Raw genomic sequence first — 24,720 nt, 5'->3', positions numbered from 1 at the left:
CTTTGTTTCTTTCGTGGTAGAATCTTTTCAGCTATTGCTTTACTGCTTTAGAGAAGCATATTTGGTTACAGGAGGTTTTCTAAATGAATGAAAAAAGAGAAATCGCTACCTTTGCCGGTGGCTGTTTTTGGTGCATGGTAAAGCCTTTCGATGAACTGCCGGGAATCATCGATATCGTATCGGGATACTCCGGCGGTCATCTGGAGAATCCCTCTTATGAGGATATTAAGGCAGGTAACAGCGGACATTATGAAGTGGTTCAAATCACCTTCGACCCGGCCCTCTTTCCTTACGAAAAGCTATTGGAGCTATACTGGCCACAGATCGACCCCACTGATGACGGTGGGCAATTCCATGACCGCGGTGACCAATATCGTACAGCTATTTTCTATCATAATGACCATCAACAACAATTAGCTGAACAAACGAAGAAACAAATAGAGGCAAGCGGGCGATTCAAGAAACCGATCGTCACCAGAATCCTTCCTGCCAAAACGTTTTATCCTGCAGAAGACTACCATCAAAAATTCTATAAAAAGAATCCGGATGAGTACAAGCAGGACCGTGCAAAATCAGGCCGTGATGAATTCATCGATGATCATTGGCGAAAATAAATAACGGCATGAAATAATCTCCTTTCGCCAAACTAATGGTAGAAAGGAGTTTTTATATGAAGAAAAACGAGAAACAAAATGATGATAGAGAGCAGGTTGTGGGATATGAAGGTCCGGGGAAAGTCGTCAATTTCTTTGATCCCTATCCCGATGAAGATGAAGCAAACGTAAATAACTCGGATACGGTCGATTCTCATTCGTCGGAATGGAAATGACAAAAAGGTGAAGGCTCCTTACACTCGGGCCTTCACCTTTTTTTCAACCGGTAAGTATGTCCAGATTCGATATGATCCCTTACGTTTGTGACGCCCATCTTCTCCAATTTATCCAGCACTTCCATCCACGATAAGAATCCTTGTACTGCGCTCCTCCAGATGTATCAAGGTATCACAGTTTAATAAAATGGTTAAAATGGCGATACAACACAATTTTGTATAAGAAGGTGAAAATATGTATGTAGGGTTAATAACCTTGATTCTGACCGTTTTCCTCTTTACCAGGATTCCGACCGTAAAGAAATCCATTCATGTAAGGAATAGTTATCTGGTCAAAAAATGTTCGATCATCATCCCTGCAAGGAATGAAGAAAAAACAATAGGGAAGCTGCTGTCAAGCATCCAAGGACAATTCATACAGCCATTGGAAGTCATCGTGGTAAACGATTCCTCATCGGACCTGACGAAGGATATAGCTGAAAATGCAGGCGCAAAAGTGATTGATGCTCCCCCCCTTCCGAACGGCTGGAATGGTAAATCGTGGGCCTGCTGGCATGGAGCGAAAGAATCCAAAGGGGAATTCTTATTGTTCGTGGACAGTGACACATGGTTTGAGCAGGCAGGACTCCTAAGAATCTGCGAAACGTATAAAGTGCAACAGTGTCAAGGAGTGCTGAGCATCCATCCTTTTCATAAGATGGAAACTGGCTATGAAACTCTTTCCATGATGTTTCACTTGATCGTGTTCGCATCGACCAGTATCACCCATCTCTTTTCATGGCCGTGCAAACCTTCAGGCGGCTTTGGTCAATTCTTTTTCTGTTCAAGGGAGGTTTATGAGCGGATTGGAGGGCACAAGGCCATCAAGGGGGCAATGGTGGAGCATTTTGCCTTGAGTCAACAAGCTAAGAGATGCGTGGAAGCGGTAGAAGCGGTAAGTGGCAAGGATGCCATCTCTATTAGGATGTATGGGGAAGGTCTTGGCGATTTATTCCGAGGATGGTCAAAAAGCTTTGCTTCGGGAGCTAAGTCGACCAATATCCTCCTTCTGGGATTTGCGTCTTTATGGATTGCTTCCCTCACTTCCCTGGTCTTCCAATTACCAGGCATGATATGGGCCAATCCCTTTCTATTCACGGTTGAATACTGCCTTATTGGAGTTTACCTCTATTTGATCGTGAGAAGGATCGGCAATTTCAGCTTCTTCGAAACGCTCCTGTTTCCCGTTCATATCCTTTTTTTCCTGGTGACTTTTCTCCATTCTTTACTGAACACCTTTGTCAGGAAAAATACCATGTGGAAAGATCGTTACGTCTTTATAGAGAAAGGAAAGGATGAAAAGATGAAATAATCTTTTTGTTCAATATTTTCACATCGTTACCGTACACTAGGATATCTCTTATTTAACCTCAGCGTTCTCTCATGCCCGCTGCAAAAGCTTCATCCTTCTTATTTCTGTTAAAATGTGAGTTGGATGGGAGCTTATATGCATTTTTAAGAATGATAAGAATCTTGCATAAATTTATACCAAAAAGTACATTTTAAAAAATAAGAACCGAGGAAGTCCTCCACAATGATAAGCCGTTAATCCCTTGATTTGCTCGGTTCCCTCCCCTTTGTCTTATCCCTCGTGCATAAATAAGAATCGAACGTCAGTATCGAAATGTCCGGTTATCTTCCGAATGGAAATATCCACTCCCTCTATCCAACCCTGAAAGTCTATCTTTACTCCTTCTGCACTTTCACCGAATCCGATTAAGCATTGCAAAGTTTCACAATCAAATACACACGTATGAATGGTCCCCGCCCATGAGTCATACGCCTTCTTGAAAATGGGGCTGTCACCATCATTAAATAATTTAAGTGCCCTTTCCATGGTCAATCTCTCTTTTTGCCCGGATTGCAGCACACTCAGCCTTTTCAGAGAATCCTTTAAATAATGACGATTATCTTTTTTCATATGATTCATTTGAAAATGGTTGGTACAACTAAGTGTTGATGAATGGTAAACCCCAATGCCTCTCGGAGACGCCTCCACCACAGCTGCCTTTCCATTTCGATCATACAAAGAATAGTTAAAACTATGGCGGTGAGGGAGCTTGCGCAGAACATCAATGGCCTCGTCAGAATCCTTGCATGTATCGAGGATGATCCGGGCGATTGTCGTACATATGAACCCTTCTCCGGGCTTTAATCGATTCACAAAATGAAAACCTAATGCCAAACCTTTTTCATTCAACCCGTCAATCCGTCCGATCCCTCTGCCGGAGAACCCTACAGAAGCATATCCTCCTGAAGGCTTCACGAGTAAAAGCCTGCCCTCATACGTTTTGGGGTGATAATCATAATTCCTTACATAAAGACCATCTTTGGCTAGAGATGAACAACCGGACTCTATCCACTCCTGCTGAAAGCCTGAATATTCATGAACGGTTTCCTCCATGGACCATTGTAATCCTTCTGACAAACCCTTTAATTCCTCCCACAAGCCGGGTGCAAACTGAAGAAATAATCTCTTCGCTTCTATGATATCCACATTGTAGTCCCGCAGTGACCTCCTCCGGCGCTTCAGATGATGGTTGTAGAGGGCTGATTTCCGAAGTTCTCGTCCTAATTGAAGGCCGATCTCATAATAAGTCCCTCTTGACTGCAAGACATCTAATACAACTTTTTTCATTCATCCATATCCCTTTCTGCATCCTGAATATAATGTCGAATAAATAACTTCTCCCCCTCTACCCTGTTATGCTACACTTAAATCATCAAATTGTAGGAGGAAATATCATGCAAAAAACGCTAACACTTTCACGAATTCAAGAAGGAGTGAACGTTCTGAGTTTGTAACGAATAGGAAACGGCGCTCCTTCTTCCAGAGTATAAAAAATTTCAGGAAGCAGGAGACATTTTATGATGAAACAAACGCTCGCATCCCATAATATCCGGATGCTATTTTGGATTTCTTTTTTTGGTACAATCAGTTTTCTTCAACCCGTATTAACATTATTCTATTTTGAAAGAGGGTTAACCTCCTCCGAAATATTGATTGTTCTGATGTTTTGGAGCGGGGCCGTATTACTGGGAGAGGTTCCAACTGGAATTTTTGCAGACCGCTTCGGGGCAAAATATTCTTTTTTACTCGGATCCCTTCTTAAGTTCCTTAGCATCGTTCTTCTTTTGTTTGCCTACGAACCTTGGATGTTTTTCCTGTACAGCTTCATCAACGGGTTCAGTGTGACCTTTTTCTCTGGGGCAGATGAAGCATTAATCTATGATTCACTCAAGGAGTCAAATGAAGAAAATCGAATGGATCATGCGATGGGAAAAATCCAGTCAGCTTCTTTCATTAGTATGCTGATTGCCGTTTTGGTCGGTTCATACTTAGCAAAGGATTTAGCTGATCATCAATTCACCCTGCTCATTATTCTGGGCTTGGTCTTTCATCTGATAGAATTATTCCTGATTCTGGGTGTCAAACAGCCTGTTGCTGATTCGTTCCAGAAAGAAAATCCATTCTCTCAAATTAAGAGTGGTCTCAAAGTCATACGGCAGGCACCACAGTTATTGCTGATGTTTCTGAATGTGACATTGGTGTTCATCCCGGCCGGTGCCGTTTATCAATACTTTGATCAGCCGCTTCTAAAGGATGCAGGGGTTCCGGTATACCTGATTGGCGTCTTTTATGCCGTTTCAGCCATCCTGGGCTATATAGCTTCGAATTCAATCGGCTGGATGACGGCACGCTTTTCCCGGGTATTGCTGATGAACCTATCTGGATTAACGGCCGTAGTCGGATTACTTCTTTCAGGTTTGTTCGGTTCCTCGTTATGGATCGTTTTAGGCGCATTCTTTGTGTTAAGACTTGTAAGGGCTATCCGCTATCCCATCTACTCCCAATTAAGTAATGATTTGATTCCTTCGGGGATCAGGGCGACGACGATTTCATTGCTCTCCATAGTGGATTCGTGTTTGGATCTTGTCGTGTTCGGATTATTATCCACCATCGCTTTGAAAGGTTATTCCACTGTACTCATTGGATGCTCCTTCATCGCATTATTGGGAACCTTGTTGCCGATTACATCGGTGAACACAAAAAAAGCAAATCTGAAAGTCGAACAAGACAGTCTTCTTTAAATGTAAACAAAGAGTGCTGACAATGCGTCAGCACTCTTTTGTTATGAATTATTTCTTTAAGTACGTCCAGCCTTCCTCCTGATACACCTGATCTTCTTTCATCAGTTTACCCAGGGCGCGTTTAAAGGACGCCTTACTCATATTGAAACGGTCCTTGATTTCGTCCGGCTGACTTTTATCCCAAAAAGGAATGGCACCATTTCGTGTTGCCAGGTACTCAAGAATGACCTTCGCATCATCCTGCATTTTATCCTGCTTTAAAGGTAAGAATGAAACATTCAAGTTCCCGTCATCCTTCACGTCGATGACTCTCCCTTCAACAAGTTCCCCGAGTCTTGGCTCTTGCTTTCGTTCATTCATGTGAACGAAGCAGCGATACCCTTGCTCAGATAAGAAAAAGGTCCCGACTCGGAGCAGTCGATACACTCGTCCCTGCACGTTCGCATTCATCATTTCAGTGGATGCTCTTCTGGAAATCTGCTCAATGATATTTTCAGTTGCCAATCTTCCGTAAAGACGGTCTTGCTTATCCCGATTCAAGGTTAGAAACAGCTGGTCACCGGGATTTGGCCAAAGCTCCAGAAACTTCGGAAGATCATCCGATGAGACCAGAATATCCTTAGGAAGTCCAATATTAACAAAGACACCTAAATCTTCCCGTTTGTCCACAACTTCTGCCCAACCGTATGCACCGACCTGTACCTTAGGGATACGCATAGTCGCTGTCAGACGAACGTCCTTGTCATGATAAAGAAATACTTTGACCGTATCTCCTTCTTGAATCTCTTCTGTTATTTCAGAGTGATGCAGCAATACACGATCCTCATCATTCGTTAAAAAGAAACCATATGGTACTTCATGATCAACGAATAAATCCACTACCGTACCCGGCTTTAAAGACGACATTGTTTTATTTCCTCCTATATCAATTAACGTATTAACTTAAGTTCTCTCTACTCAACATTTGTATTCACTAAATATAGCTTTTTTCACTAGTGATGTATAGTGGTATGGCGTTTTTTAAAATAAATCATCAATTTAGAAAATAATGAATTCACGAACTTTTACTGGTCCCATTGACCTGATGATAGTGAGTTGTTATGATTCTTCTAATTCAATTATAACAAAAAACACATGCACCTTGTATAAGTTCAAGAATATGGCTTGAACGTTTCTACCAGCTACCTTAAATGGCTTGTCTACAAGATAGAGTAATGACTTTGGAATTATTTTATCCTGTGGATCACACCCTGGTTGAACTTTGCACCAGGGTTTTTTTATTTTTATCTACTTGGAGGGTTACGTATGAAAACATTCTTTCAATTTGCTGAAAGAGGGACAACATATAGAAGAGAAACGCTGGCGGGGGTCACGACCTTCCTCTCAATGGCCTATATTCTTGTTGTGAATCCCATCATCCTCAGTCAGGCTGGAATGGATAAAGGGGCTTTATTTACAGCTACCGCTCTGTCAGCGATTGTCGGTTCCCTTTTAATCGGGCTCCTTGCAAACTTCCCGATCGGTATCGCGCCCAGCATGGGTCTTAACTCTTTCTTTACCTTTTCAGTATGTATCGGAATGGGAGTTCCCTGGGAGATTGCCCTGACGGGAGTATTTATTGCAGGCATCATCTTTATGATTTTAAGTGTCATGAAAATCCGGGAGAAAATCATCAATGTCATCCCCCAGGATTTGAAGTTTGCAATTGCGGGCGGCATCGGCTTCTTCGTTGCCTTTATAGGATTTAAAAATGCTGGTTTGGTTGTTTCAAACCCAGAAACATTTGTTTCGATCGGTAACCTTTCTTCTCCCACCACACTACTTGCTGTGTTCGGATTTATCATTACATTGATGATGTTGGTGAAGGGAATCAGAGGCGGGATATTCTACGGGATGGTTGCAACCACGATCATCGGGATGATCGGAGGGAAGATCGACGTACCTCACTCCGTTATCGGGAAGGTCCCAAGTCTTGAACCGACATTCGGAGTTGTATTCACCCATTTAGGTGATATTTTCACTGTTGAAATCATGGCGGTTATCTTTACCTTCCTATTTGTCGCTTTCTTTGATACAGCAGGCGCTTTGATAGCCGTTGCCAGTCAAGCAGGAATTATGAAGGATAATCAGATTCCTAATGCAGGAAGGGCCCTCCTTGCTGACTCGGCTTCTGGTGTGGCAGGGGCGATATTCGGGACTTCTACGACAGCATCTTTTGTGGAATCTTCTGCCGGGGTGGCCGTTGGAGGAAGAACTGGATTCACGTCTGTCGTGATCGCATTTTGTTTCTCGATCGCCTTGTTCTTTTCTCCCATCTTATCGGTTATCACCCCTGAGGTGACGGCACCGGCACTTATCATTGTAGGTGCTCTGATGGCTACAGAAGTAAGACATATCAATTGGAATCGTCTTGAAGTGGTCATTCCTTCGTTTGTGACCATCATTATGATGCCTTTGACGTTCAGTGTCGCAACCGGTATCGCATTGGGGTTCATTCTTTATCCATTTGCGATGATTTCGCTGAAAAAGTGGAAAGAAGTTCATCCAATCATGTACATCCTTTGTGGACTATTCATTATTTACTTCGCATTTTCTTAATGGAACAACATAAAAGAGGTGATGGCCGTTGTGTAACAGTGGCCATCACCTCTTTTTGCCTTTTTTACTTATGAAAGCTTCTTACTGTTTCGTCTGAAGGAAGGAAGAATGTCATCATTCCGAGTAAAGGAAGGAAGCTGCATAGTACCATCACGAATCGGATGGTGAAAAGGTCTGCCAATCCACCGAATATGACAGCCCCCACTGCACCCATTCCGAACGCCAACCCCACGGTCAGACCAGACACCATCCCAATCTTACTTGGCAACAGCTCTTGGGCATAGACCACGATGACACTGAAGCTTGACGATAAAATAAACCCGATACAGAAAATAAACGGGTAGACAATGCTCAAAGGTAAATAAGGTAAGGCAAGGGTCAGAGGGGCAGCTCCGATCATGGAAAAGAAAATGATGTTCCTCTTCCCAAAACGATCGGCCATCGGGCCACCCAGGAATGTTCCTATGACTCCCGCAAACATAAATACGAATATGTAAGCCTGCGCTTTTTTGATGGAGAGACCGTAGTCCTCGATCAAATAAAACTGATAATAATTCGAAAGCCCCGCTCCATACCACGACCTCGCGAATACGAGGAATACGACCAATACCATTGCCCATTTTATTTTCTGATCGATTGGAGCCTTTTTAACGTGAATGCTCTTCCTGCTCCTGCTCTTTTCAGTAAAATGTAATTGGTCTGAATACCAATTGGATACCCGGAACAAGACAACCACACCGAGAACGGCTGCAATGGTAAACCAAAGGGCGCCCTTTTGACCAAAAGGGACAAACACAAAGGCGGTAATCAACGGGGCAAGTGCCTGACCGGTATTCCCACCCACCTGATAGATCGATTGGGCCAGTCCCCTGCGATTTCCAGCTGCCATATAAGCAACCCTCGAGCCTTCCGGATGAAAGATGGCGGAACCAAATCCGATAAATAATACGGAAACGATGAGCCATAAGAAATGACCCGATAAAGCAAAACCGATCAGTCCTGCTAAACTGGACAACATTCCCAAGGGCAGTAAATACGGCTTTGAACGGATATCCGCATAATAACCGAAAACCGGTTGTAATAAAGATGAGGTCATGTTGAGTGAGAAGGCAATCCAGCCGATTTGCATATAGCTCAACTCCAATGATTTCTCGATGATTGGAAACATTGCCGGTACGACAGCCTGCAGGGTATCATTAATGAAATGACCTGAACTGATCGCTAATAGAATCCCGTAAATTGTAGGGTTCACTGCTGTTTTTACAGCTGTTTGTGCCACGTCCACCCCTCCCTCCTTTTATTTCGCCACTCTAAATAGTATACTGAAAAATCCATCTATTTCCTATGGGCAAATAAAAAAAGCCGAAACAAAGTTCGACTTTTCTTAAATAAAATTATCCTCTGTTCGGGAATACGCGTTTCACCATATCCGCTATTTCCTCACCAAATCCTTCAATCGGTTTTCCATTTCGTGCTTTATCGGCATACCCTCTCATGCGGTCTACGAAATCTGGATTAGTGGACACATACACATTATTGATGCTTCCATTTTGGCTTTTCACTTGATCTGAGATTTTCTTTTCCAATTCTTTAGAAACGTTTCCATTCTTGTTATCTTCAAGTACAGCAGCGACATATGCATTTTGATCAGTCGTCAGAACATAAGCACTTTTCACTTCTTTGAGATCCGCAACTTTATTTGCTTCTTGATCGGCAAGTGAGTAATTCTCTCTCATCATCCCGTCATTCACATAATCCCTGTTTGCCTGGTCATTCTTGTAGTTTACTCTTTCCAGATTACGGTTGTTCATCTGCTGGCCTTCTTCATTCATATTATTGCTTGTCCCACAGCCTGCCGCAGTGAGCATGAACATAAATCCTATAGTGGAAATCAACAGATATTTTTTCATTTCTTTGCCTCCTAAATTTTATTCAATCTTACTATCCCCACAGTTACTTAAAACTATTCAATCATCAGTGTTTAATCCAATACACAAATGGGGAAAACTCGAATGTACATATCTTTGGAGGTGATCTTGATGTTTCAGGCGGCTTTATGGGGAGGAGCAGCCAGTCTGTCCTTATTAATCGGGGCTTTCATGGGAATATTTCTTCATATACCTAAAAAGGTTGTCGCATATATCATGGCTTTGGGGACGGGACTCATCATCGGGTCGGCCACCTTTGATCTCTTAAGTGAGGCGGAGGGCAAAGCGGATCTGTTGTATCTTATATCCATGTTCCTACTAGGTGCCCTCATCTTTACATTATTTGAAATATTCATATCTAAAAAAGGCGGAAGCGAAAGAAAGCGTTCGAAGAAAAATCCCCATGGCCACTCTGGATTAGCCATTTATGTCGGTACCATCATGGATGCCATCCCGGAGTCCATCATCATTGGTGTCAGCTTTATCGAAAGCCAATCCATGCAGTGGGTATTCATCATCGCTATCTTCATCAGCAACCTGCCTGAATCATTATCGAGCAGTATCGGATTAAAGCTGGATCAATATAGCACAAAGAAAATTCTTTACCTGTGGGGAAGTGTGGTCATTCTTTCTTCGCTAAGCTCCATGCTTGGGTATGTCTTTTTACAAAATGCCCCTGAAAGCACTTCTTACATAATCGGAGCGTTCGGGGCCGGCGGGTTACTGGCCATGGTCTCTTCCACGATGATGCCGGAAGCGTATGAGGAAGGAGGGCCCATTGTCGGTTTCCTTTCTTCCTTAGGGATCATTCTTTCCTTTATTTTGACCCATATGTCCTGAATTTTTTTGGGAAAGCATGAAGAAATCCGAAGAAAAAGAGGCTGGGACATAACTAGATCTATACACTCTAAAGACGAACAATTAGATCACGTGTTATACCGCTGTTGATTTCCGTGCAATACTTCGCTTTCCTCGGGCGGAAGGCGAGCCTCCTCGTCGCTAACGCTCCTGCGGGGTCNNAACCCTTTTGTCCCAGCCTCTTTCTTTTTACTCTTCGTGATTGATGGTCAACCCTTCTACAAATCGTTTCCCCATGAGCTTATTCTTCTTCCGATTTTCTTTGGAGTTAAAGATAATATCGAAGTCATACTCATCCGGATACAACTCCTTGGCAGATACATACAGACTGAGTCGTTTATGATTCACGGTTCTCTTCTCCCCTTTGATTTGTACCGTGTAATCCCCTGTATCGTCAGGACCATCATATACAATCCCAAATTCTCCTTCAGGGGAGATTTTGACATTATCTCCTCTTACGAAGGATTTAATGGCCCTGTTTTCTTTCAGACTTTTCTTATGCTCCCTTTTTTTGTGCTTGTTTACGATGACCTGCTTCTCCATTTCCTTTTTCAAATGATAGTCGACTTCGCCCAGGCTGTATGTTTTTTTCTCCCTATAGGTGATTTCATGGGCTTTCTCAATGATCTCCGGATGCATCCCCAGCTGCAAGGCAATGGAGAATGCCTGACTTTCTCCTCCTTTGCCGACGATAAGCTTATACGTTGGCTGCAGAGTGTCGATGTTGAATTCCATACTGCCATTCATAAAGCCATCATGCTCTTCTGCGAAATGTTTGATTTCACTATAGTGGGTAGTGGCAAGGATAGTGGCTCCCTTTTCGTATAATTGATTCAAAATGGCTGTAGCGAGACCCATTCCTTCCAAAGGATCTGTACCGGAGCCGAGCTCATCCAATAGAACGAGGGACCGATCGTTAGTATCCTTTAAAATGTCAATTATATTTTTTATATGGGAACTGAATGTACTTAAGTTCTGCTGAAGGCTCTGACCATCCCCGATATCCAGAAGGATTTGCTGGTACAAGCTGATTTCACTGCCTTCACCTGCGGGAATGTGAAGACCGCATTGGGTCATGAGGGTGAGAAGCCCAACCGTTTTGATGGTGACGGTCTTCCCTCCCGTATTGGGGCCGGTGATGACCAATGCATGAAATCCTTCCCCCATCTTGATGGATAGTGGGACTGCCTGTTTCCCTAACAGCGGATGAACGGCATTGATCAAGTGTATTCGATGATCTTCATTCAAAATTGCCTTCACTCCGTCATAAGAGCGGCTATATTTCGCTTTGGCAAACAATACATCGTAATGGACCATGGTTTCGATCGCGAGTTTTAATTGCGGCTCGTATGTTTGAACCATTCCCGTCAATGTCCATAGAACATTTTCGACTTCACGATCTTCTTCTAGTTTAAAAGTGAGAAGCTGATCCTGCTGTGTGCTTAACTCCTCCGGTTCGATATAAAGGGTTGAACCGGAGGCTGAAGAATCCAAGACCGCCCCTTTCATCTTCCCCCTGAATTCTTTCTTGATCGGGATGACATATCTGCCGTTTCGTTGACTCACGATCGATTCTTGAAGGAAAGATTTGTATTTTGCCGATTTTACGATCGATTGTATTTTATCCTTTAACCGATCCTCCTGAATTCCCAGTTGCTTTCGTATCCTCAATAACTCTTTACTCGCATAATCATCCACTCTGCCATTTCGAATGCATCGATTGATTTCCTCTCCTAGATCAGGAATGTCTTCGATGGAATAAACGTATGATGAAACCCTCGGTGCGAGCCACTGTTTATCCTCCATGTATTTCTTAAGTTTTTTACATGCATCCAGAAAATAATATAAGCCTGTGAGCTGATCGGGTCTAAGCGGCACTCCTTTATTCAGATTCGCCATGATGTTTTCTACCCCGTCTAAAGCATGAATCGGCACACTGGCACTTTTCTCTAATATGCGTACGGCTTCCGTCACCTCATCCAGGCGCATGTCAATCTGGCGGATATTGGTGGACGGCTGTAAGTTCAATAATTCCTTTTTTCCTTCTTCCGTCAGGGCAAATCCCATCAGTTCTTCTTTCACTGAGTTGAATTCCAGTGTTTGAAACGTTTTTTCATTCATTGTATTTTCCTCCATATAAACAAAAATAGACCACAACGAACAATGTCCATTGTGGTCTTCCCTCACTCGTATACAATCCCCCCCATCATTTAATGCCCGTCGGTACGCAAACAGGTAAATCCTTCAACTCCAAACGGTTGAAAAGACGACGTGACTTGCGGAATTGCGCACAAAAAGAGCTGTGCACAAAGACACAGCTCTCCTGATAAAAGGTTGAGTATGCTATGACCATTGTTCTTAACTACATTTTGAAGGTATAGCTAAATAAGCTTGATCAACAGCCTGTTTTAAAAGGCCATTGCCTGCAAAATGTCCGTATTCATTTCACGGTTAGTTAAGAACGACACCTAACATATAACATACTCCCTTTGTATACACTATTTAAATTCAATTTTAGTTTACGATGGATTCCCTTCTTTTGTCAATAGGTTATTGTAATGACCGTTTATATTGGAACCTTTTCCACTGAAAGCGGATGAAGCACCCGATGCAGAATCCTGCAAGAGCGACGGATGCAGCGAGAAAGACCATTCCTGAGAACAGATAGTATCCTGTGCTCCACCCCGCCAGTGCACTAATGATTGCAGCACCTAAGCAGCTCACCGCAATGATATTATTGAACTGCTGCTGGTCAGCGTCTTCCGGTGGATAAGAGGAAGGTTCTTTCTTTAAAAATAACTTCCCTGCCTTTATAACGGGATTGTATTTAAATAATAAAGCCGACATCCCCACTATGAAGGGAAGCAGTAAGAAATACTCTATTTGAAAAACCCATGAAATGGCAACGGTTGAAACGATGAACCATTGATTTAGTTGAACTAATGGTCTTGGTATTGAATTGGTTGTAGCTGAACCCATTTTAATTCATACCTTTCTGATTGGAATTAGTGTAATTATAGTGTATGGGATGCAGCTGAAAAAATCAAAAGAAAAAACCGAAAACGGCAGCCCATTTTTGGCTGTTTTCGGTTTTCTTCTTTATAAGTTAAGAACAGTCTGCTCTTCGGCCTCATTTCGTTAACTCATATCTTTTTTGTAACTCCTCAGGAGCCATCTTCACCATGAGCTGAAGGATAAAGGTAAACACAGCCAGATCATCGACAATCCCCAATAAGAGAAATACATCCGGAATCAAATCCAGGGGCAGCCAGAAATAGAATGCAACCAACCCCACCGATAATCCTTTCTTCACAAACGAAACATCCCCCGACCGAAAAAAATCCACCAAAAAAGGGACCGACCTCCGAACATTAAAAAGAAACCTCACCCGCTTCACGAACCTTACCATACCTCATCACCTGTCTGTTTTTTTATAACGTTATCATAGCACACAAAACCACGGAAAGAATCTGCTATTACTTAGCATCGTTTTTTGGCTCATTCGAGGGAAACGGACGTTTCCCTCGCCTTTCAGCTCTGCTGAAAGGTCCCCAAGAGACATAGAGGCCCTGGCACAAATGCATTTGTGCCAGGGCCTCTATGTCTCTTGGGGAAATGATCCAAAAATCACTCCCATATAGAGCAATTCCACTATAAATTTCTATACTGATGTCGTTTTCCCACTCCTCTCCTAACCCCCTGATGAATGTCCAAGGTATACCTCTTCCTTATGTAAATACCCGGTAAATTTATCACTGTTCCTGCCAACACTCTATCTTTTTAGCATACTCGCGTGTTATAATCTTTTAGATTGAGTATTAGGAGGTATATCACATATGATTCAGGTATCAGATGTAAGCTTACGTTTTGGGGATAGAAAATTATTCGAAGACGTGAATATAAAGTTCAATCCAGGGAATTGCTACGGACTTATCGGAGCAAACGGTGCTGGTAAATCAACATTTTTAAAGATTCTTTCAGGAGAAATCGAAGCGCAGACCGGCCATGTTTCCATGGGATCCGGTGAACGCCTTGCTGTCTTAAAGCAGGATCACTTTGAATATGAAGAATATGAAGTGCTGAAAGTCGTCATTATGGGACATACCCGTTTATATGAAGTCATGCAGGAAAAAGATGCCATCTACATGAAAGAAGATTTCTCAGACGAAGACGGTATGAGAGCGGCAGAATTAGAAGGTGAATTCGCCGAGCTTAACGGTTGGGAAGCTGAATCCGAAGCTGCCATCTTACTAAAAGGCTTGGGAATCAACGAAGATCTCCACACGAAACAAATGTCCGAACTGACCGGTGGAGAAAAAGTAAAAGTACTATTGGCACAAGCACTGTTCGGCAAGCCGGATGTTCTTTTACTGGATGAGCCTACCAACCACTTGGACATCCAGGCGATTCAGTGGTTAGAAGACTTCTTGATCAATTTTGAGAACACAGTCATCGTTGTATCCCATGACCGTCACTTCTTAAACAAAGTGTGTACACATATTGCCGACCTTGATTTCGGAAAAATCCAAGTCTACGTCGGAAACTACGACTTCTGGTATGAGTCAAGCCAATTAGCACTGAAAATGGCTCAGGATCAGAATAAAAAGAAAGAAGAAAAAATCAAAGAGCTTCAGGCCTTCGTTGCCAGATTTAGTGCGAATGCTTCTAAATCGAAACAAGCGACTTCACGGAAAAAATCGTTAGAGAAAATTTCCTTGGATGACATCAAGCCAAGCTCACGTCGTTATCCGTATGTGCAATTCAAACCGGAACGTGAAATCGGAAACGATGTCCTGCGTGTTGAAGGTCTTTCAAAAACAGTTGATGGAGTAAAGGTCTTAAACAATGTTTCCTTCATCCTCAATAAAGAAGATAAAATCGCCCTGGTCGGAGCGAATGAAATTGCCAAGACGACTCTTTTCAAAATACTTGCAGGTGAAATGGAACCGGACAGCGGTACGTTCAAATGGGGAGTGACGACATCCCAAGCCTATTTCCCGAATGAAAACTCCAAGTATTTCGAAGGAAATGAACCTTCCCTTGTGGATTGGTTACGTCAATACTCACCGGAAGATGAAAGTGAAACATTCCTTCGCGGATTCTTAGGCCGTATGCTCTTCTCCGGGGAAGAAGTATTGAAGAAGCCGAGTGTTCTATCCGGTGGAGAAAAAGTCCGCTGTATGTTATCCAAAATGATGCTGAGCGGATCAAATGTTCTTCTTTTGGATGAACCTACGAACCACTTGGATTTGGAATCCATCACGGCATTGAATAATGGGTTGATCAATTTCAAGGGTGCCATGATTTTCGCATCCCATGACCATCAATTCATTCAAACAATCGCCAATCGTATTATCGAGATCACTGAAGAAGGTGTCATCGATAAAGAAACAACATATGATGAATTCCTGGAAATGAAAGCTGCAATGAAAGCTTAATACTGACAAGAAAAAGCAGGCTGCCTGACGGGCGCCTGCTTTTTTTCATTTTTTACTCATACTGTCCGTGTTTAACCAAGTATCCTTTAATTTGGAAATAGCTTATATGTTTCGGCAATTCTTCTTTGATAGGTTTCAGGAGGTCCGTCCCTGCTTTCGAGACCGCCTCTTCAATCAGAGCTTCTTCTTCTTCTGTAAATAGGATGGTCCAGTCGTCCGTAACGCCTTCCTGATAAGAACGGATGATGTGATTTTCTATCGTTGCCGTGGTCATCCCCCGCTCTTTGGCAATGGCTTTTACATCCATGTTATTGTTAAACAGCTCATAACTGATTAAATGGGACGCTGTATCGGATTGACTCGTCTTCCGTGGTCGGGAAGGCTTGACGACCTCGACTTCATGTTCAGGATTCTCAAGTGAGAAAGCGGAGATTTCTTTTATGAAGATTTCCCCATACCGATTCAGCTTGTTTTCACCGACTCCGCTTACCTGCATGAATTCCTCTGATGTTTTCGGCTTCTTTACACACATGTCCTGAAGTGACTTATCAGAGAAAATAACGAAAGGTGGTACTCCTTCTGAATCCGCAATCGACTTACGGAGTGTCCGCAATGCCTGGAACAATCCATCTTCTTTAGGAATGATGGCTGTAACTGTAGGCTGTACCTTTCTCGTTACGCTTCTTTCCCCCATCAATACCTCTTTACCTTTGGAGGAAACCCTGAGGATAGGAAAGCTCCCTCCCTCTACTTGAATGACCCCCTCTGAAATCAGATAATCGATGAACAGGCCGACTTCCTTCTGGGAATGTTCTTTCATCAATCCATATGTGGATAACCGGTCGAATCCCCAATCCAGGATTTTTTTATTCTTGGAACCCGTTAGTACACCGCTGATGAGTGAGGTCCCGAACCTTTCATTCATTCGCATCATGCAGGATAAAACCATTTGTGCTTCTCTCGTTACATCCTCAGATTCCCTATCATCCAGGCAGTTGCTGCAATGGCCGCATGCTTCGTCTATCTGTTCACCGAAATACGCTAAGATATAGTTCTGCAGACACGCTTCTGTATGGACAAAATCAATCATATCCCGCAGTTTCTGCATCTCATTATCGTGCAGCTCCTGATTGACGATGTTCTGGTCGATGATGTACCTCTGAGTTTGAATATCCTGAGGTGAAAATAATAAGATACATTCACTGTCCACTCCATCACGGCCGGCCCTGCCCGCTTCCTGATAATATCCCTCCATATTCTTGGGGATTTGATAATGAATACAAAAGCGGACGTTCGATTTATTGATCCCCATCCCGAATGCATTGGTCGCAATCATGATCGTGATGGAATCATTCAGGAAGGCTTCCTGCTGCTCCTGTCTTACGCCATCAGACAAACCGCCATGATATTTTCCGACGGAGAAACCTTTTTTCTCAAGATGCATAAATAGATTTTCGACTTCCTTGCGTGTAGCACAGTAAATAATGCCGGAATGCTGATGATTCTTCTTTACATACCTTTCCACCCATCGCTTTCGGTCTTCCCCCTTCACCACCTGGAAGAATAAGTTCGTCCTCTGAAACCCAGTTAACACCTTATATTGATCAGGAATATGTAAGTGATGAAGGATATCCTCCTGAACTTGAGGGGTAGCGGTTGCTGTGAGAGCCAGGATAGTGGGGTTTGAATGCAGCTGGTTCACTGCCTTGTAGATGCCTAGATAGCTCGGTCTGAAATCATGGCCCCATTGGGATAAACAGTGTGCTTCATCCACAGCTACAAGGGGGATGGGCAATGTATTGAGAAAACGGACGAATCCAAATGATTCCAATCTCTCAGGAGCGATATAAACGAGCTTGTATTCCCCTAAAGAAATCTCTTCCATTCTATTCTCTACTTCACTGGTCGATAATGTACTATTAATATAGGTAGCCGGGATCCCTTGGTGTATTAATGAATCCACCTGGTCTTTCATAAGGGATATGAGAGGGGAAATTACAAGGGTTACGCCATCAAGCATCAGTGCGGGGATTTGGTAACACAGAGACTTCCCCCCACCCGTCGGCATAATACCGACCGTGTTTTTCCCGTCTAATATGTATTGAATAATGCGTTCCTGACCGTCCCTGAATTCATCATAACCAAAGTACTGCTTTAATACCTGTTTTGCTTCTGCGATCACGAGCTTCCCTCCAAAAATAACATTCTTATCCCTATATTTTATTAAAGATAAGTGGACGTGCCAATAGGAAGTCTATAAGTTTCCAGAAAAAAAGCCCCCTGCACCTAGTGGGGGCTTCGACATTTACTTATACCGAATAAACCTTCTTACCATCATGCCAGGTTTCTACCACCCTGATGTTGTGCAGATCATCACTTGCAACTTCCAAAGGATGTCGATCCAGCAAGATGAAGTCGGCGCGTTCCCCTGGGGAGATGGTTCCTGAATTATGAGGTTCATTTAATTCGATAAGGGTCGGCATGGATGTGTATCCACGATATGCCTCATTTACCGTCAGCTTCTCCTGAGGCTGCCATCCTCCTTCAGGTCTACCGGTGAGATCGGTCCTGTTGACGGCAGCAAACATACCTTCGAACGGATCGATGGAGCCGATAGGCAAGTCAGAGCTTAATGTGTAAGGGACATCATGATTGATGATGCTCTTAAACGCATCACAATAGGGAGCCAGATCTTCACCGACCCATTTCTCCTTTTGATCCCATTCCCCCATTAAGAAAGAAGGCTGGGTTTCAATGGTGGGTTTGATTTTTCCCAGACGGTACAGTAAGTCCTCACCTAATGTCTGGGCATGAATAATCCTGTGGTGATAGGTATCGGTCCGGGCCTCTTCCTGTTCCAGTGCCGTAATGGCCTGTTCTACGGCTTTATCACCGATGGCATGCATGGCCACCTGCATTCGATTTTCGCTTGCCAGCCTGATCAGGTCATTCAACTCTTCTTGGGAATAAATCAACGTACCGGTCGTATCGGGCTGGTCCTTATACGGAATCCTCATGGCAGAAGTATGAAGGCGCTGAGTCCCATCCAGGAAGATTTTCACGGCGCCTACCTTGACATGATCGCTCCCTTCACCCGTGCGGTGGGGATGACGTTCAAGAAAATCCTGCAGGTGTTCTTTTTTAAAGATATAATGATGCAAATAGACCCTTAGTGGCAACTCTCCTTCTTTCTCCAACCCGCTATAGGCCGTCCATAGCCGGTCATACGACCCGATGAAATTCAAGTCATCCGTGTGTATGGTTGTGATTCCGTGTTTAAGCATGTGGGGAATCCCCTGTTTGATCGCCTCCTTGGCATCATCGGAACTTCGGCCACGGAAGTGATGCTTGATGTAGTGAACGGCACTGTCTTTAAACCGCCCTGTCCATTCCCCTTTATCATCTGTTTCTTTAAAAGCATCAGGAATGTCCTTAAATTCATCTTCTTCCTTAAGTAAATCGAGCACTTTATGATTCACGACGCATTCATGACCGTCCTGATGAAGAAAAAACATGTACGTATGTAAATGCAGTTCATCCAGGTCCTTTCCTGTCAGTAGCTCTTGTCGATCTTTAAAGTTGCCATCATTCAGACCCCTTCCAACAACCCAGTCCCCTTCTTCCATTTCAGGGTAATATTCAAGCACTTCCTTTTTCATTTCTTCCCAGCTTTCTACATGCCTGAGATCCAATTCTCTCTTCATTAATCCAAACCGTAAAAAGTGCATATGTGAGTCATGAAATGCAGGGGACAGCACCCTTTCCATCCCATCGATTTCATCTTCCGTTCCTTGCTTCTCTCCTTCAATAATGTCCCCGATCCTTCCATCCTCGATCGTTACATTGTATTTCTTAGTTGGATCAGTATACCCCAAGCCGTCATACAATCGTACATTTGATAACTTCAATGGACCTTCCTCCTTCAAGTTGGTTATGTTTCTCTTTACCTCTATCTGACTTGATTAAACATAAAAAAACTGTACATGCGCATTCACACCCATGTACAGTCCCTTCACTTCATCAGAACCATTTCACTGTTTTTTCTTCTTTATTTTCGTCAACAGACTTAGACAGCTTCCAAAAGCCGTCCCATACTGTTTCTTTACGATCGGTTTCAGTGGAAGTATTTTTTACTTCTTTCTCTTTCTTGGACATGATGCTCCCTCCTTTAATACATAAATACATTACATACTATTCAATTGTAAAAAAAGAGTTTAAACATTTTTTTATTTATGGATTCAAGAGGAAAGAAAAAAAGAACCAATCAGGGGATTGGTTCTTTGTGATCCATCAGGATGATTTCATTGTAGGATGGGGATTATCCACCACTTGCAACACCTTGGTTGAAGTCACCATATCTTCTTTACATAGCGGACACTTAGGTGTATCTTCACTTTTAAAGTTATCTCTCATCCAGCCCTTACAATCTTCAGCGGAACAAGCCCAAATCTTTGTTTCCTCTGTCTTGATTTCTTCCTCAACTTGATTTCTACGACCAAAAGCCATTGAACGTCCTCCTTTAAGGTAAGTAGGATTTCCTTGCTATGCTTTCTAACAGGAAAATGATGAATGTGGTAATGTATGCTGCAGATAGTATGTGGTCAGTAATATTTCGTTAAATAATCGGATTAAATGCATCGATTACTACCATTATATCATACTTGACTCCATTTTAATATATCAACGCCGAAGTAAGGTGATTATGTAAAGGAGGAGGAGAAAAAAAGTTATTTTTTCTGTTTACTCCGGGATGATGGCACCTTCACTCCACCTGGCATTTCCTGACTCGTCGTACCTTGTCCTTCTACTTGAGAAGAACCAAGAACTGCTTTTGATGCATCCTTTTTCTTATTACTCATCTGATTCACCTCCATCCCTACCTTTTCCAACATTCATGCTTTTTATGTATACCGTTTCAAAAAAACGTTTAACCCTGCATCTTCATGAGTAAGAAGCGACTACATGGGAAGTCTAATCAATAAATTAAGGTTTAGGGTGTTGAAATCTGTGTTCAAACGAAGAGAAGTCAAGAAGGATATAGACCTGGGGTCCCCCCACAGCTTTGATATTGAGACCTTTCACAAGGAATTGCTTTCTTTAGTAAGCAATAGTGAAGATTTAGTATTCAGGACCATCACGAAAGATGGTCAGAAAATCGCTGTCGCTTACTTTGAAGACCTGGTTAATGCAACTTCCATGCAGGATAGCATCATTCGGCCACTTGAAGAATCCATCGAAGAGCTAAACCATCAACGAATCAAAGATACGATCAATATTGCCAAGCTTACAACAACCAATACCATCACTGACGTAGTAGATAATCTTGTCAACGGGACCGCCTATATCTTTAAGGAAGGTGATACTCACGGGGTATTGGCGGATGTAGCGGATAAGGGCACCAGGGCTTTGGAGAAAGCGGAAACGGAATCTTTGGTATTCGGACCGAAAATTTCATTCACCGAATCCATCACAAAGAATCTGAATCTGATCCGGTCGAACATCAACGATCCAAAATTATGCGTTGAGACTTTTATGATCGGATCAAGAACGAAGAAAAAGGTTCAAATGGTGTATATAAAGGATATTGCAGAGGAAGAGAACGTCAATACCTTCAGACAGCGCATTACAGAAATTGAAGTGGACAGCATCATAGATTCAACGGTACTTGCTCAAATGATCGAAGATAACTCATATACCTTTTTCCCACAGTTCATCACGACTGAGCTTCCGGACCGATGCACCATCACCCTTCTTCACGGAAAGATCGCCTTACTGGTGGATCGAAGCCCTACGGCGATTATCGGTCCATCCACCTTTATGAATTTCTTTGAATCGACAGAAGATATTTATATGAGATGGAACATGGGATCGTTCCTTCGATTAATCCGCTTTGTAGCCATCTTTTTTTCTATCCTTTTGACTCCTGCATATGTAGCTGTTTTAACGTACCATTATGAAGTCATTCCTTCCGCTCTTTTGGTATCACTGGGACAGTCACGATCAAATGTCCCCTTTCCCCCTGTATTCGAAGCACTATTATTGGAGTTTATCATTGAACTGTTAAGAGAAGCAGGAGCGAGACTCCCTACAAAGGTAGGTCAGACGATGGGGATCGTGGGAGGGATAGTCATCGGACAGGCTTCGGTCCAAGCTGGATTCACCAGCAACATCCTGATCATCATCATTGCGATCTCTGCACTTGGTTCGTTCACTGCGCCAAGTTACGCGATAGGGACTGCCGTAAGGATCATCCGTTTCCCGATCATTCTCATGGCAGGATTATATGGCGGGGTAGGAATCATGTTTTGCTTTTGCTTTCTACTCATTCATCTACTGAAAATCACAACACTGGGTAGACCCTATTTATCCCCCATCTATCCATTCAGATTTTCAGATTTGAAGTACAGTTTATTTCGACTTCCATATCAGTTTTTAGTCAAGCGCCCGATATCCAATCATCCCATCGATGAGGGACGCATTCCCATGAAGAAAGCAAAAATAAAAAAAGACGTTGACGAGTAAAGGGTGAAATATGTGGAGATCAATGTGAATCCGAAAGAACGGTTGATGTTTAACGCTTTTTTGATCATGTTTATTATACATACAGCCCAAACCGGGGTGGGAATAGCCGGACTACCACGCATCATTTACATGGAAGCCAATAGGGATGCATGGATCTCTGTGATTCTATCTGGGATATTGGTTTCATTCGTTCTATTCTTGATGGTGAAAATGCTTGAAACTTATAATAGTGCCGACCTGTATGGCATCCATATGGATGTGTATGGAAAATGGATCAGCAAAGCTTTTAATATACTCTATATCGGATATTACCTGAGTGTCACCTACGTGATACTGATGAATTATATCGAGATGGTCCAAGCGTGGATATTCCCGAAAATTCCAACATGGCTCTTGATGGGTCTGTTGCTGTTCTTAATGGTTTATGGAGTGTTGGGAGGGATCAGGGTAGTAGTCGGAATCGCATTTTTCGGTCTTATCCTGGCTTTCTGGCTTTTATTCATGATCTATACCCCTATTAAATTCATGGACTTCAACCACCTCCAACCCGTCTTGACCTCTTCGCCAAAAGAAATCATGATGGGCGTTTATAAAACGAGTTTTACCATCATCGGCTTTGATTTGGTGTTATTCGTCTACCCTTACATTAAAGAAAAGAAAAAAGTATTTAAATACGCGCTCATCGGAGCAGGCTATTCAACCTTTTTGTTCACAGTTGTGACCATTGTGAGCATTGGTTTTTTCTCTGAGGATGCTCTTTTAAAGACCATATGGCCGGTGCTGTCCATGTTCAAGATCTTGAGGATTCCGAATCTTGAGCGTTTCGAATTTATCGCCGTCTCATTTTGGATGTTAGTCATCCTTCCTAATATTTGCTTGTATTTCTGGGTAGCATCAAGGGGAATGAAGAGAGTTTTTGATTTTTCACAGAAGAAATCCATTTATCTCTTCGCATCACTGCTTTGGATATTATCTTTATTCGTTAATGACCGTCTATTGATGAATACCATTACGGATAAGGTCGGGACCACAAGCTTTATCCTCTCATTCATATATCCCAGTTGCCTTTTTATCCTGGTCAAGTCAAAACAATTTGTTAAAAAGAAAAAGGGTGTGGATGCATGAAAAAAGTTGTCTTACTCCTTATGGTCTCTTTCTCCTCCTTTTTCTTAAGCAGCTGCGTGGAGACGAAATATTTAGAAAAGCTCGGCCTGATCACCGCTGTAGGATATGATCAGGCTGAAGACAAAAAAATCACCGGAACGTTGGTCCTCTATCAGTTCAATCCTGCCATGGAGGATGTTGAAAAAGTTCTGACAAGCACGTCAAAGACAAGTAAAGGAATCCGATTATCACAAAATCTAGAATCGGATCACAAGCTTGTGTCCGGACAGTTGAGGATTGTTGTGTACGGAAGAGATCTTGCTGAGAAGGGGATCTCTCACTTAGTGGATACGCTCGAACGAGATTCCTCAATCGGGAATATGGTGTATTTAACCATTGCCGATACGACGGCAGAAGAAGTCCTGACGTACCAAATGGAAGAAAAACCTTCAAATAGGGGGACCTACTTATACAATTTAGTCAGGCAAAACGTAGAAGCAGAAATGCTTGTTTCTCCCACCTTGCAGGAATTCATCACGGATTACGGAAGCGTCGGTAAAGATCCCATCCTCCCCTTGTTGACCGCAGCAAATGGCAAGGTCGGGGTAGACGGTTTCGCTTTATTTACAAGGGATGAGTTCGTTAAAGAATTAAAAAGAGACAAGATTTTCTTCATTCGTTCTTTAATGGAAGATTACAACGCCGGAAGTGTCGAGGTGGAACTGCCATTAGAGAAGTTCAAGCCCTACTTATCAAGCCTGCATTCAGGTCCGGAAAACGACCGGGTGTATATTATGATCGATAGTATAAAATCATCTCATACGATCAAAGCAGAAAATAAAGAGAAACCTTCTTTCAGGGTGGAATTGGACCTTAAGTCCAGATTACTTGAAATGTCAGAAGAAATGAAGCTGTCTGAACCTGAAGCCCTTCGATTCCTTGAAGACGAGATAGGGAAATATATTGAAAAGAACATAAGGGATACCCTCCAGATGCTAAAGGAGGAAGGAACAGATCCGATTGGCTTTGGAACCGAATACAAAAGTGTAAGGGGCCACCAGGATTTAACAAGGAAAGAGTGGGACAAGTTATACAAGGAAGCCACATTTGAAGTGAAAGTGAATAACAATATCATTCGAACCGGTGTCATAGAATAAAAACGGAAATGAGGCTGGGACATAACTAAATCTATACACTCTAAAGACGAACAATTAGATCACGTGTTATACCGCTGTTGATTTCCGTGCAAGACTTCGCTTTCCTCGGGCGGAAGGCGAGCCTCCTCACAGCTTTCGCTCCTGCGGGGTCTCAC

22 protein-coding genes and 1 riboswitch are annotated in these 24,720 nt (G+C 42.8%); of the genes, 10 read left to right on the top strand and 12 right to left on the bottom strand.

Features of this window, described 5'->3' with window-relative positions; translation table 11 throughout:
- Positions 1-83 precede the first annotated feature (83 nt).
- From msrA to CN378_RS21055, 3 genes are all read left to right on the top strand, one after another.
- Positions 84-614 (top strand): peptide-methionine (S)-S-oxide reductase MsrA, encoded by a 531-nt coding sequence (msrA, locus tag CN378_RS21060; protein ID WP_098354463.1) that lies wholly within the window; start codon positions 84-86, stop codon positions 612-614.
- Positions 615-670: 56 nt separating this feature from the next.
- Positions 671-829, top strand: a complete 159-nt coding sequence (locus CN378_RS22775; protein WP_179885013.1) for a hypothetical protein — start codon at positions 671-673, stop codon at positions 827-829.
- A gap of 235 nt (positions 830-1,064) precedes the next feature.
- The gene (locus CN378_RS21055) at positions 1,065-2,180 is read left to right on the top strand and encodes a glycosyltransferase family 2 protein (protein WP_098354462.1); all 1,116 of its coding nucleotides are present in this window, start codon (positions 1,065-1,067) and stop codon (positions 2,178-2,180) included.
- A 270-nt stretch (positions 2,181-2,450) separates the two neighbouring features.
- On the opposite strand, the gene CN378_RS21050 is transcribed toward CN378_RS21055, so the two are convergent.
- Positions 2,451-3,506 (bottom strand): C45 family autoproteolytic acyltransferase/hydrolase, encoded by a 1,056-nt coding sequence (locus CN378_RS21050; protein ID WP_098354461.1) that lies wholly within the window; start codon positions 3,504-3,506, stop codon positions 2,451-2,453.
- A 230-nt stretch (positions 3,507-3,736) separates the two neighbouring features.
- On the opposite strand from CN378_RS21050, the gene CN378_RS21045 reads away from it, so the two are divergent.
- Positions 3,737-4,960, top strand: coding sequence for an MFS transporter (locus tag CN378_RS21045; RefSeq protein WP_179885012.1), 1,224 nt, complete (start codon positions 3,737-3,739; stop codon positions 4,958-4,960).
- Positions 4,961-5,008: 48 nt separating this feature from the next.
- Here the strand turns inward: CN378_RS21045 and CN378_RS21040 are convergent, their stop codons facing one another.
- A complete protein-coding gene (locus tag CN378_RS21040; protein WP_098354460.1) occupies positions 5,009-5,866 on the bottom strand; it encodes a CvfB family protein in 858 nt (285 codons plus the stop codon).
- A gap of 215 nt (positions 5,867-6,081) precedes the next feature.
- Positions 6,082-6,182: riboswitch (purine riboswitch) on the top strand.
- Between the two features lie 83 nt (positions 6,183-6,265).
- Between CN378_RS21040 and CN378_RS21035 the strand changes: the two genes are divergently transcribed.
- Positions 6,266-7,558 (top strand): NCS2 family permease, encoded by a 1,293-nt coding sequence (locus CN378_RS21035; RefSeq protein WP_098354459.1) that lies wholly within the window; start codon positions 6,266-6,268, stop codon positions 7,556-7,558.
- 64 nt (positions 7,559-7,622) lie between these two features.
- Here the strand turns inward: CN378_RS21035 and CN378_RS21030 are convergent, their stop codons facing one another.
- Complete coding sequence (locus CN378_RS21030; protein ID WP_257141229.1) at positions 7,623-8,837, bottom strand: MFS transporter; 1,215 nt, start codon at positions 8,835-8,837, stop codon at positions 7,623-7,625.
- Positions 8,838-8,952: 115 nt separating this feature from the next.
- Positions 8,953-9,468, bottom strand: coding sequence for a YhcN/YlaJ family sporulation lipoprotein (locus tag CN378_RS21025; RefSeq protein ID WP_098354457.1), 516 nt, complete (start codon positions 9,466-9,468; stop codon positions 8,953-8,955).
- Positions 9,469-9,597: 129 nt separating this feature from the next.
- On the opposite strand from CN378_RS21025, the gene CN378_RS21020 reads away from it, so the two are divergent.
- Entirely contained in the window at positions 9,598-10,326 is a 729-nt protein-coding gene (locus tag CN378_RS21020) for a ZIP family metal transporter (protein WP_098354456.1), read from the top strand.
- A 207-nt stretch (positions 10,327-10,533) separates the two neighbouring features.
- Here CN378_RS21020 and CN378_RS21015 read toward each other — a convergent pair whose 3' ends face one another.
- The 3 genes from CN378_RS21015 to CN378_RS21005 all read right to left on the bottom strand — a co-directional run bounded on the left by CN378_RS21015 (position 10,534) and on the right by CN378_RS21005 (position 13,657).
- Complete coding sequence (locus CN378_RS21015; RefSeq protein ID WP_098354455.1) at positions 10,534-12,465, bottom strand: endonuclease MutS2; 1,932 nt, start codon at positions 12,463-12,465, stop codon at positions 10,534-10,536.
- Positions 12,466-12,894: 429 nt separating this feature from the next.
- On the bottom strand, positions 12,895-13,323 hold the full coding sequence (locus CN378_RS21010) for a DUF4395 domain-containing protein (RefSeq protein WP_098354454.1): 429 nt from the start codon (positions 13,321-13,323) through the stop codon (positions 12,895-12,897).
- Between the two features lie 151 nt (positions 13,324-13,474).
- Entirely contained in the window at positions 13,475-13,657 is a 183-nt protein-coding gene (locus CN378_RS21005) for a YkvA family protein (RefSeq protein ID WP_306465463.1), read from the bottom strand.
- A gap of 523 nt (positions 13,658-14,180) precedes the next feature.
- Between CN378_RS21005 and CN378_RS21000 the strand changes: the two genes are divergently transcribed.
- On the top strand, positions 14,181-15,782 hold the full coding sequence (locus CN378_RS21000; RefSeq protein ID WP_098354452.1) for an ABC-F family ATP-binding cassette domain-containing protein: 1,602 nt from the start codon (positions 14,181-14,183) through the stop codon (positions 15,780-15,782).
- 52 nt (positions 15,783-15,834) lie between these two features.
- Here CN378_RS21000 and recQ read toward each other — a convergent pair whose 3' ends face one another.
- The 5 genes from recQ to CN378_RS20980 all read right to left on the bottom strand — a co-directional run bounded on the left by recQ (position 15,835) and on the right by CN378_RS20980 (position 20,641).
- Positions 15,835-17,964 carry a DNA helicase RecQ gene (gene recQ / locus CN378_RS20995; protein ID WP_098354451.1) on the bottom strand — a complete coding sequence of 710 codons (2,130 nt, stop codon included), beginning with the start codon at positions 17,962-17,964 and terminating at the stop codon, positions 15,835-15,837.
- Positions 17,965-18,091: 127 nt separating this feature from the next.
- Entirely contained in the window at positions 18,092-19,690 is a 1,599-nt protein-coding gene (locus CN378_RS20990; RefSeq protein ID WP_257141228.1) for an amidohydrolase, read from the bottom strand.
- 112 nt (positions 19,691-19,802) lie between these two features.
- Complete coding sequence (locus CN378_RS23060) at positions 19,803-19,937, bottom strand: hypothetical protein (protein ID WP_257141227.1); 135 nt, start codon at positions 19,935-19,937, stop codon at positions 19,803-19,805.
- Positions 19,938-20,072: 135 nt separating this feature from the next.
- A complete protein-coding gene (locus CN378_RS20985) occupies positions 20,073-20,288 on the bottom strand; it encodes a cold-inducible protein YdjO-related protein (RefSeq protein ID WP_034758928.1) in 216 nt (71 codons plus the stop codon).
- Positions 20,289-20,509: 221 nt separating this feature from the next.
- Entirely contained in the window at positions 20,510-20,641 is a 132-nt protein-coding gene (locus CN378_RS20980) for a YuzL family protein (RefSeq protein ID WP_098354450.1), read from the bottom strand.
- A gap of 148 nt (positions 20,642-20,789) precedes the next feature.
- Here CN378_RS20980 and CN378_RS20975 point away from each other — a divergent pair, with 148 nt between their 5' ends.
- The 3 genes from CN378_RS20975 to CN378_RS20965 are packed head-to-tail and all read left to right on the top strand — an operon-like array spanning position 20,790 to position 24,565.
- Entirely contained in the window at positions 20,790-22,304 is a 1,515-nt protein-coding gene (locus tag CN378_RS20975) for a spore germination protein (protein ID WP_483295108.1), read from the top strand.
- Positions 22,305-22,316: 12 nt separating this feature from the next.
- Entirely contained in the window at positions 22,317-23,429 is a 1,113-nt protein-coding gene (locus tag CN378_RS20970) for a GerAB/ArcD/ProY family transporter (protein WP_098354448.1), read from the top strand.
- Positions 23,426-24,565 carry a Ger(x)C family spore germination protein gene (locus tag CN378_RS20965; RefSeq protein WP_098354447.1) on the top strand — a complete coding sequence of 380 codons (1,140 nt, stop codon included), beginning with the start codon at positions 23,426-23,428 and terminating at the stop codon, positions 24,563-24,565. Before CN378_RS20970 ends, CN378_RS20965 begins: the two co-directional genes overlap by 4 nt.
- Positions 24,566-24,720 lie beyond the last annotated feature (155 nt).

The organism is Bacillus sp. AFS015802, assembly GCF_002561455.1.
Classification (GTDB): Bacteria; Bacillota; Bacilli; order Bacillales; family Bacillaceae_B; genus Rossellomorea.
Note: the sequence above shows the minus strand (reverse complement) of the source record. Positions and strands in the feature narration are given on the sequence as shown.

Bases quoted from the DNA above. Each gene is read 5' to 3' on its own strand.
- msrA (WP_098354463.1), top strand. From the start codon at position 84: ATGAATGAAAAAAGAGAAATCGCTACCTTTGCCGGTGGCTGTTTTTGG.
- CN378_RS22775 (WP_179885013.1), top strand. From the start codon at position 671: ATGAAGAAAAACGAGAAACAAAATGATGATAGAGAGCAGGTTGTGGGA.
- CN378_RS21055 (WP_098354462.1), top strand. From the start codon at position 1,065: ATGTATGTAGGGTTAATAACCTTGATTCTGACCGTTTTCCTCTTTACC.
- CN378_RS21050 (WP_098354461.1), bottom strand. From the start codon at position 3,506: ATGAAAAAAGTTGTATTAGATGTCTTGCAGTCAAGAGGGACTTATTAT.
- CN378_RS21045 (WP_179885012.1), top strand. From the start codon at position 3,737: ATGATGAAACAAACGCTCGCATCCCATAATATCCGGATGCTATTTTGG.
- CN378_RS21040 (WP_098354460.1), bottom strand. From the start codon at position 5,866: ATGTCGTCTTTAAAGCCGGGTACGGTAGTGGATTTATTCGTTGATCAT.
- CN378_RS21035 (WP_098354459.1), top strand. From the start codon at position 6,266: ATGAAAACATTCTTTCAATTTGCTGAAAGAGGGACAACATATAGAAGA.
- CN378_RS21025 (WP_098354457.1), bottom strand. From the start codon at position 9,468: ATGAAAAAATATCTGTTGATTTCCACTATAGGATTTATGTTCATGCTC.
- CN378_RS21020 (WP_098354456.1), top strand. From the start codon at position 9,598: ATGTTTCAGGCGGCTTTATGGGGAGGAGCAGCCAGTCTGTCCTTATTA.
- CN378_RS21015 (WP_098354455.1), bottom strand. From the start codon at position 12,465: ATGAATGAAAAAACGTTTCAAACACTGGAATTCAACTCAGTGAAAGAA.
- CN378_RS21010 (WP_098354454.1), bottom strand. From the start codon at position 13,323: ATGGGTTCAGCTACAACCAATTCAATACCAAGACCATTAGTTCAACTA.
- CN378_RS21000 (WP_098354452.1), top strand. From the start codon at position 14,181: ATGATTCAGGTATCAGATGTAAGCTTACGTTTTGGGGATAGAAAATTA.
- CN378_RS23060 (WP_257141227.1), bottom strand. From the start codon at position 19,937: ATGTCCAAGAAAGAGAAAGAAGTAAAAAATACTTCCACTGAAACCGAT.
- CN378_RS20985 (WP_034758928.1), bottom strand. From the start codon at position 20,288: ATGGCTTTTGGTCGTAGAAATCAAGTTGAGGAAGAAATCAAGACAGAG.
- CN378_RS20980 (WP_098354450.1), bottom strand. From the start codon at position 20,641: ATGAGTAATAAGAAAAAGGATGCATCAAAAGCAGTTCTTGGTTCTTCT.
- CN378_RS20965 (WP_098354447.1), top strand. From the start codon at position 23,426: ATGAAAAAAGTTGTCTTACTCCTTATGGTCTCTTTCTCCTCCTTTTTC.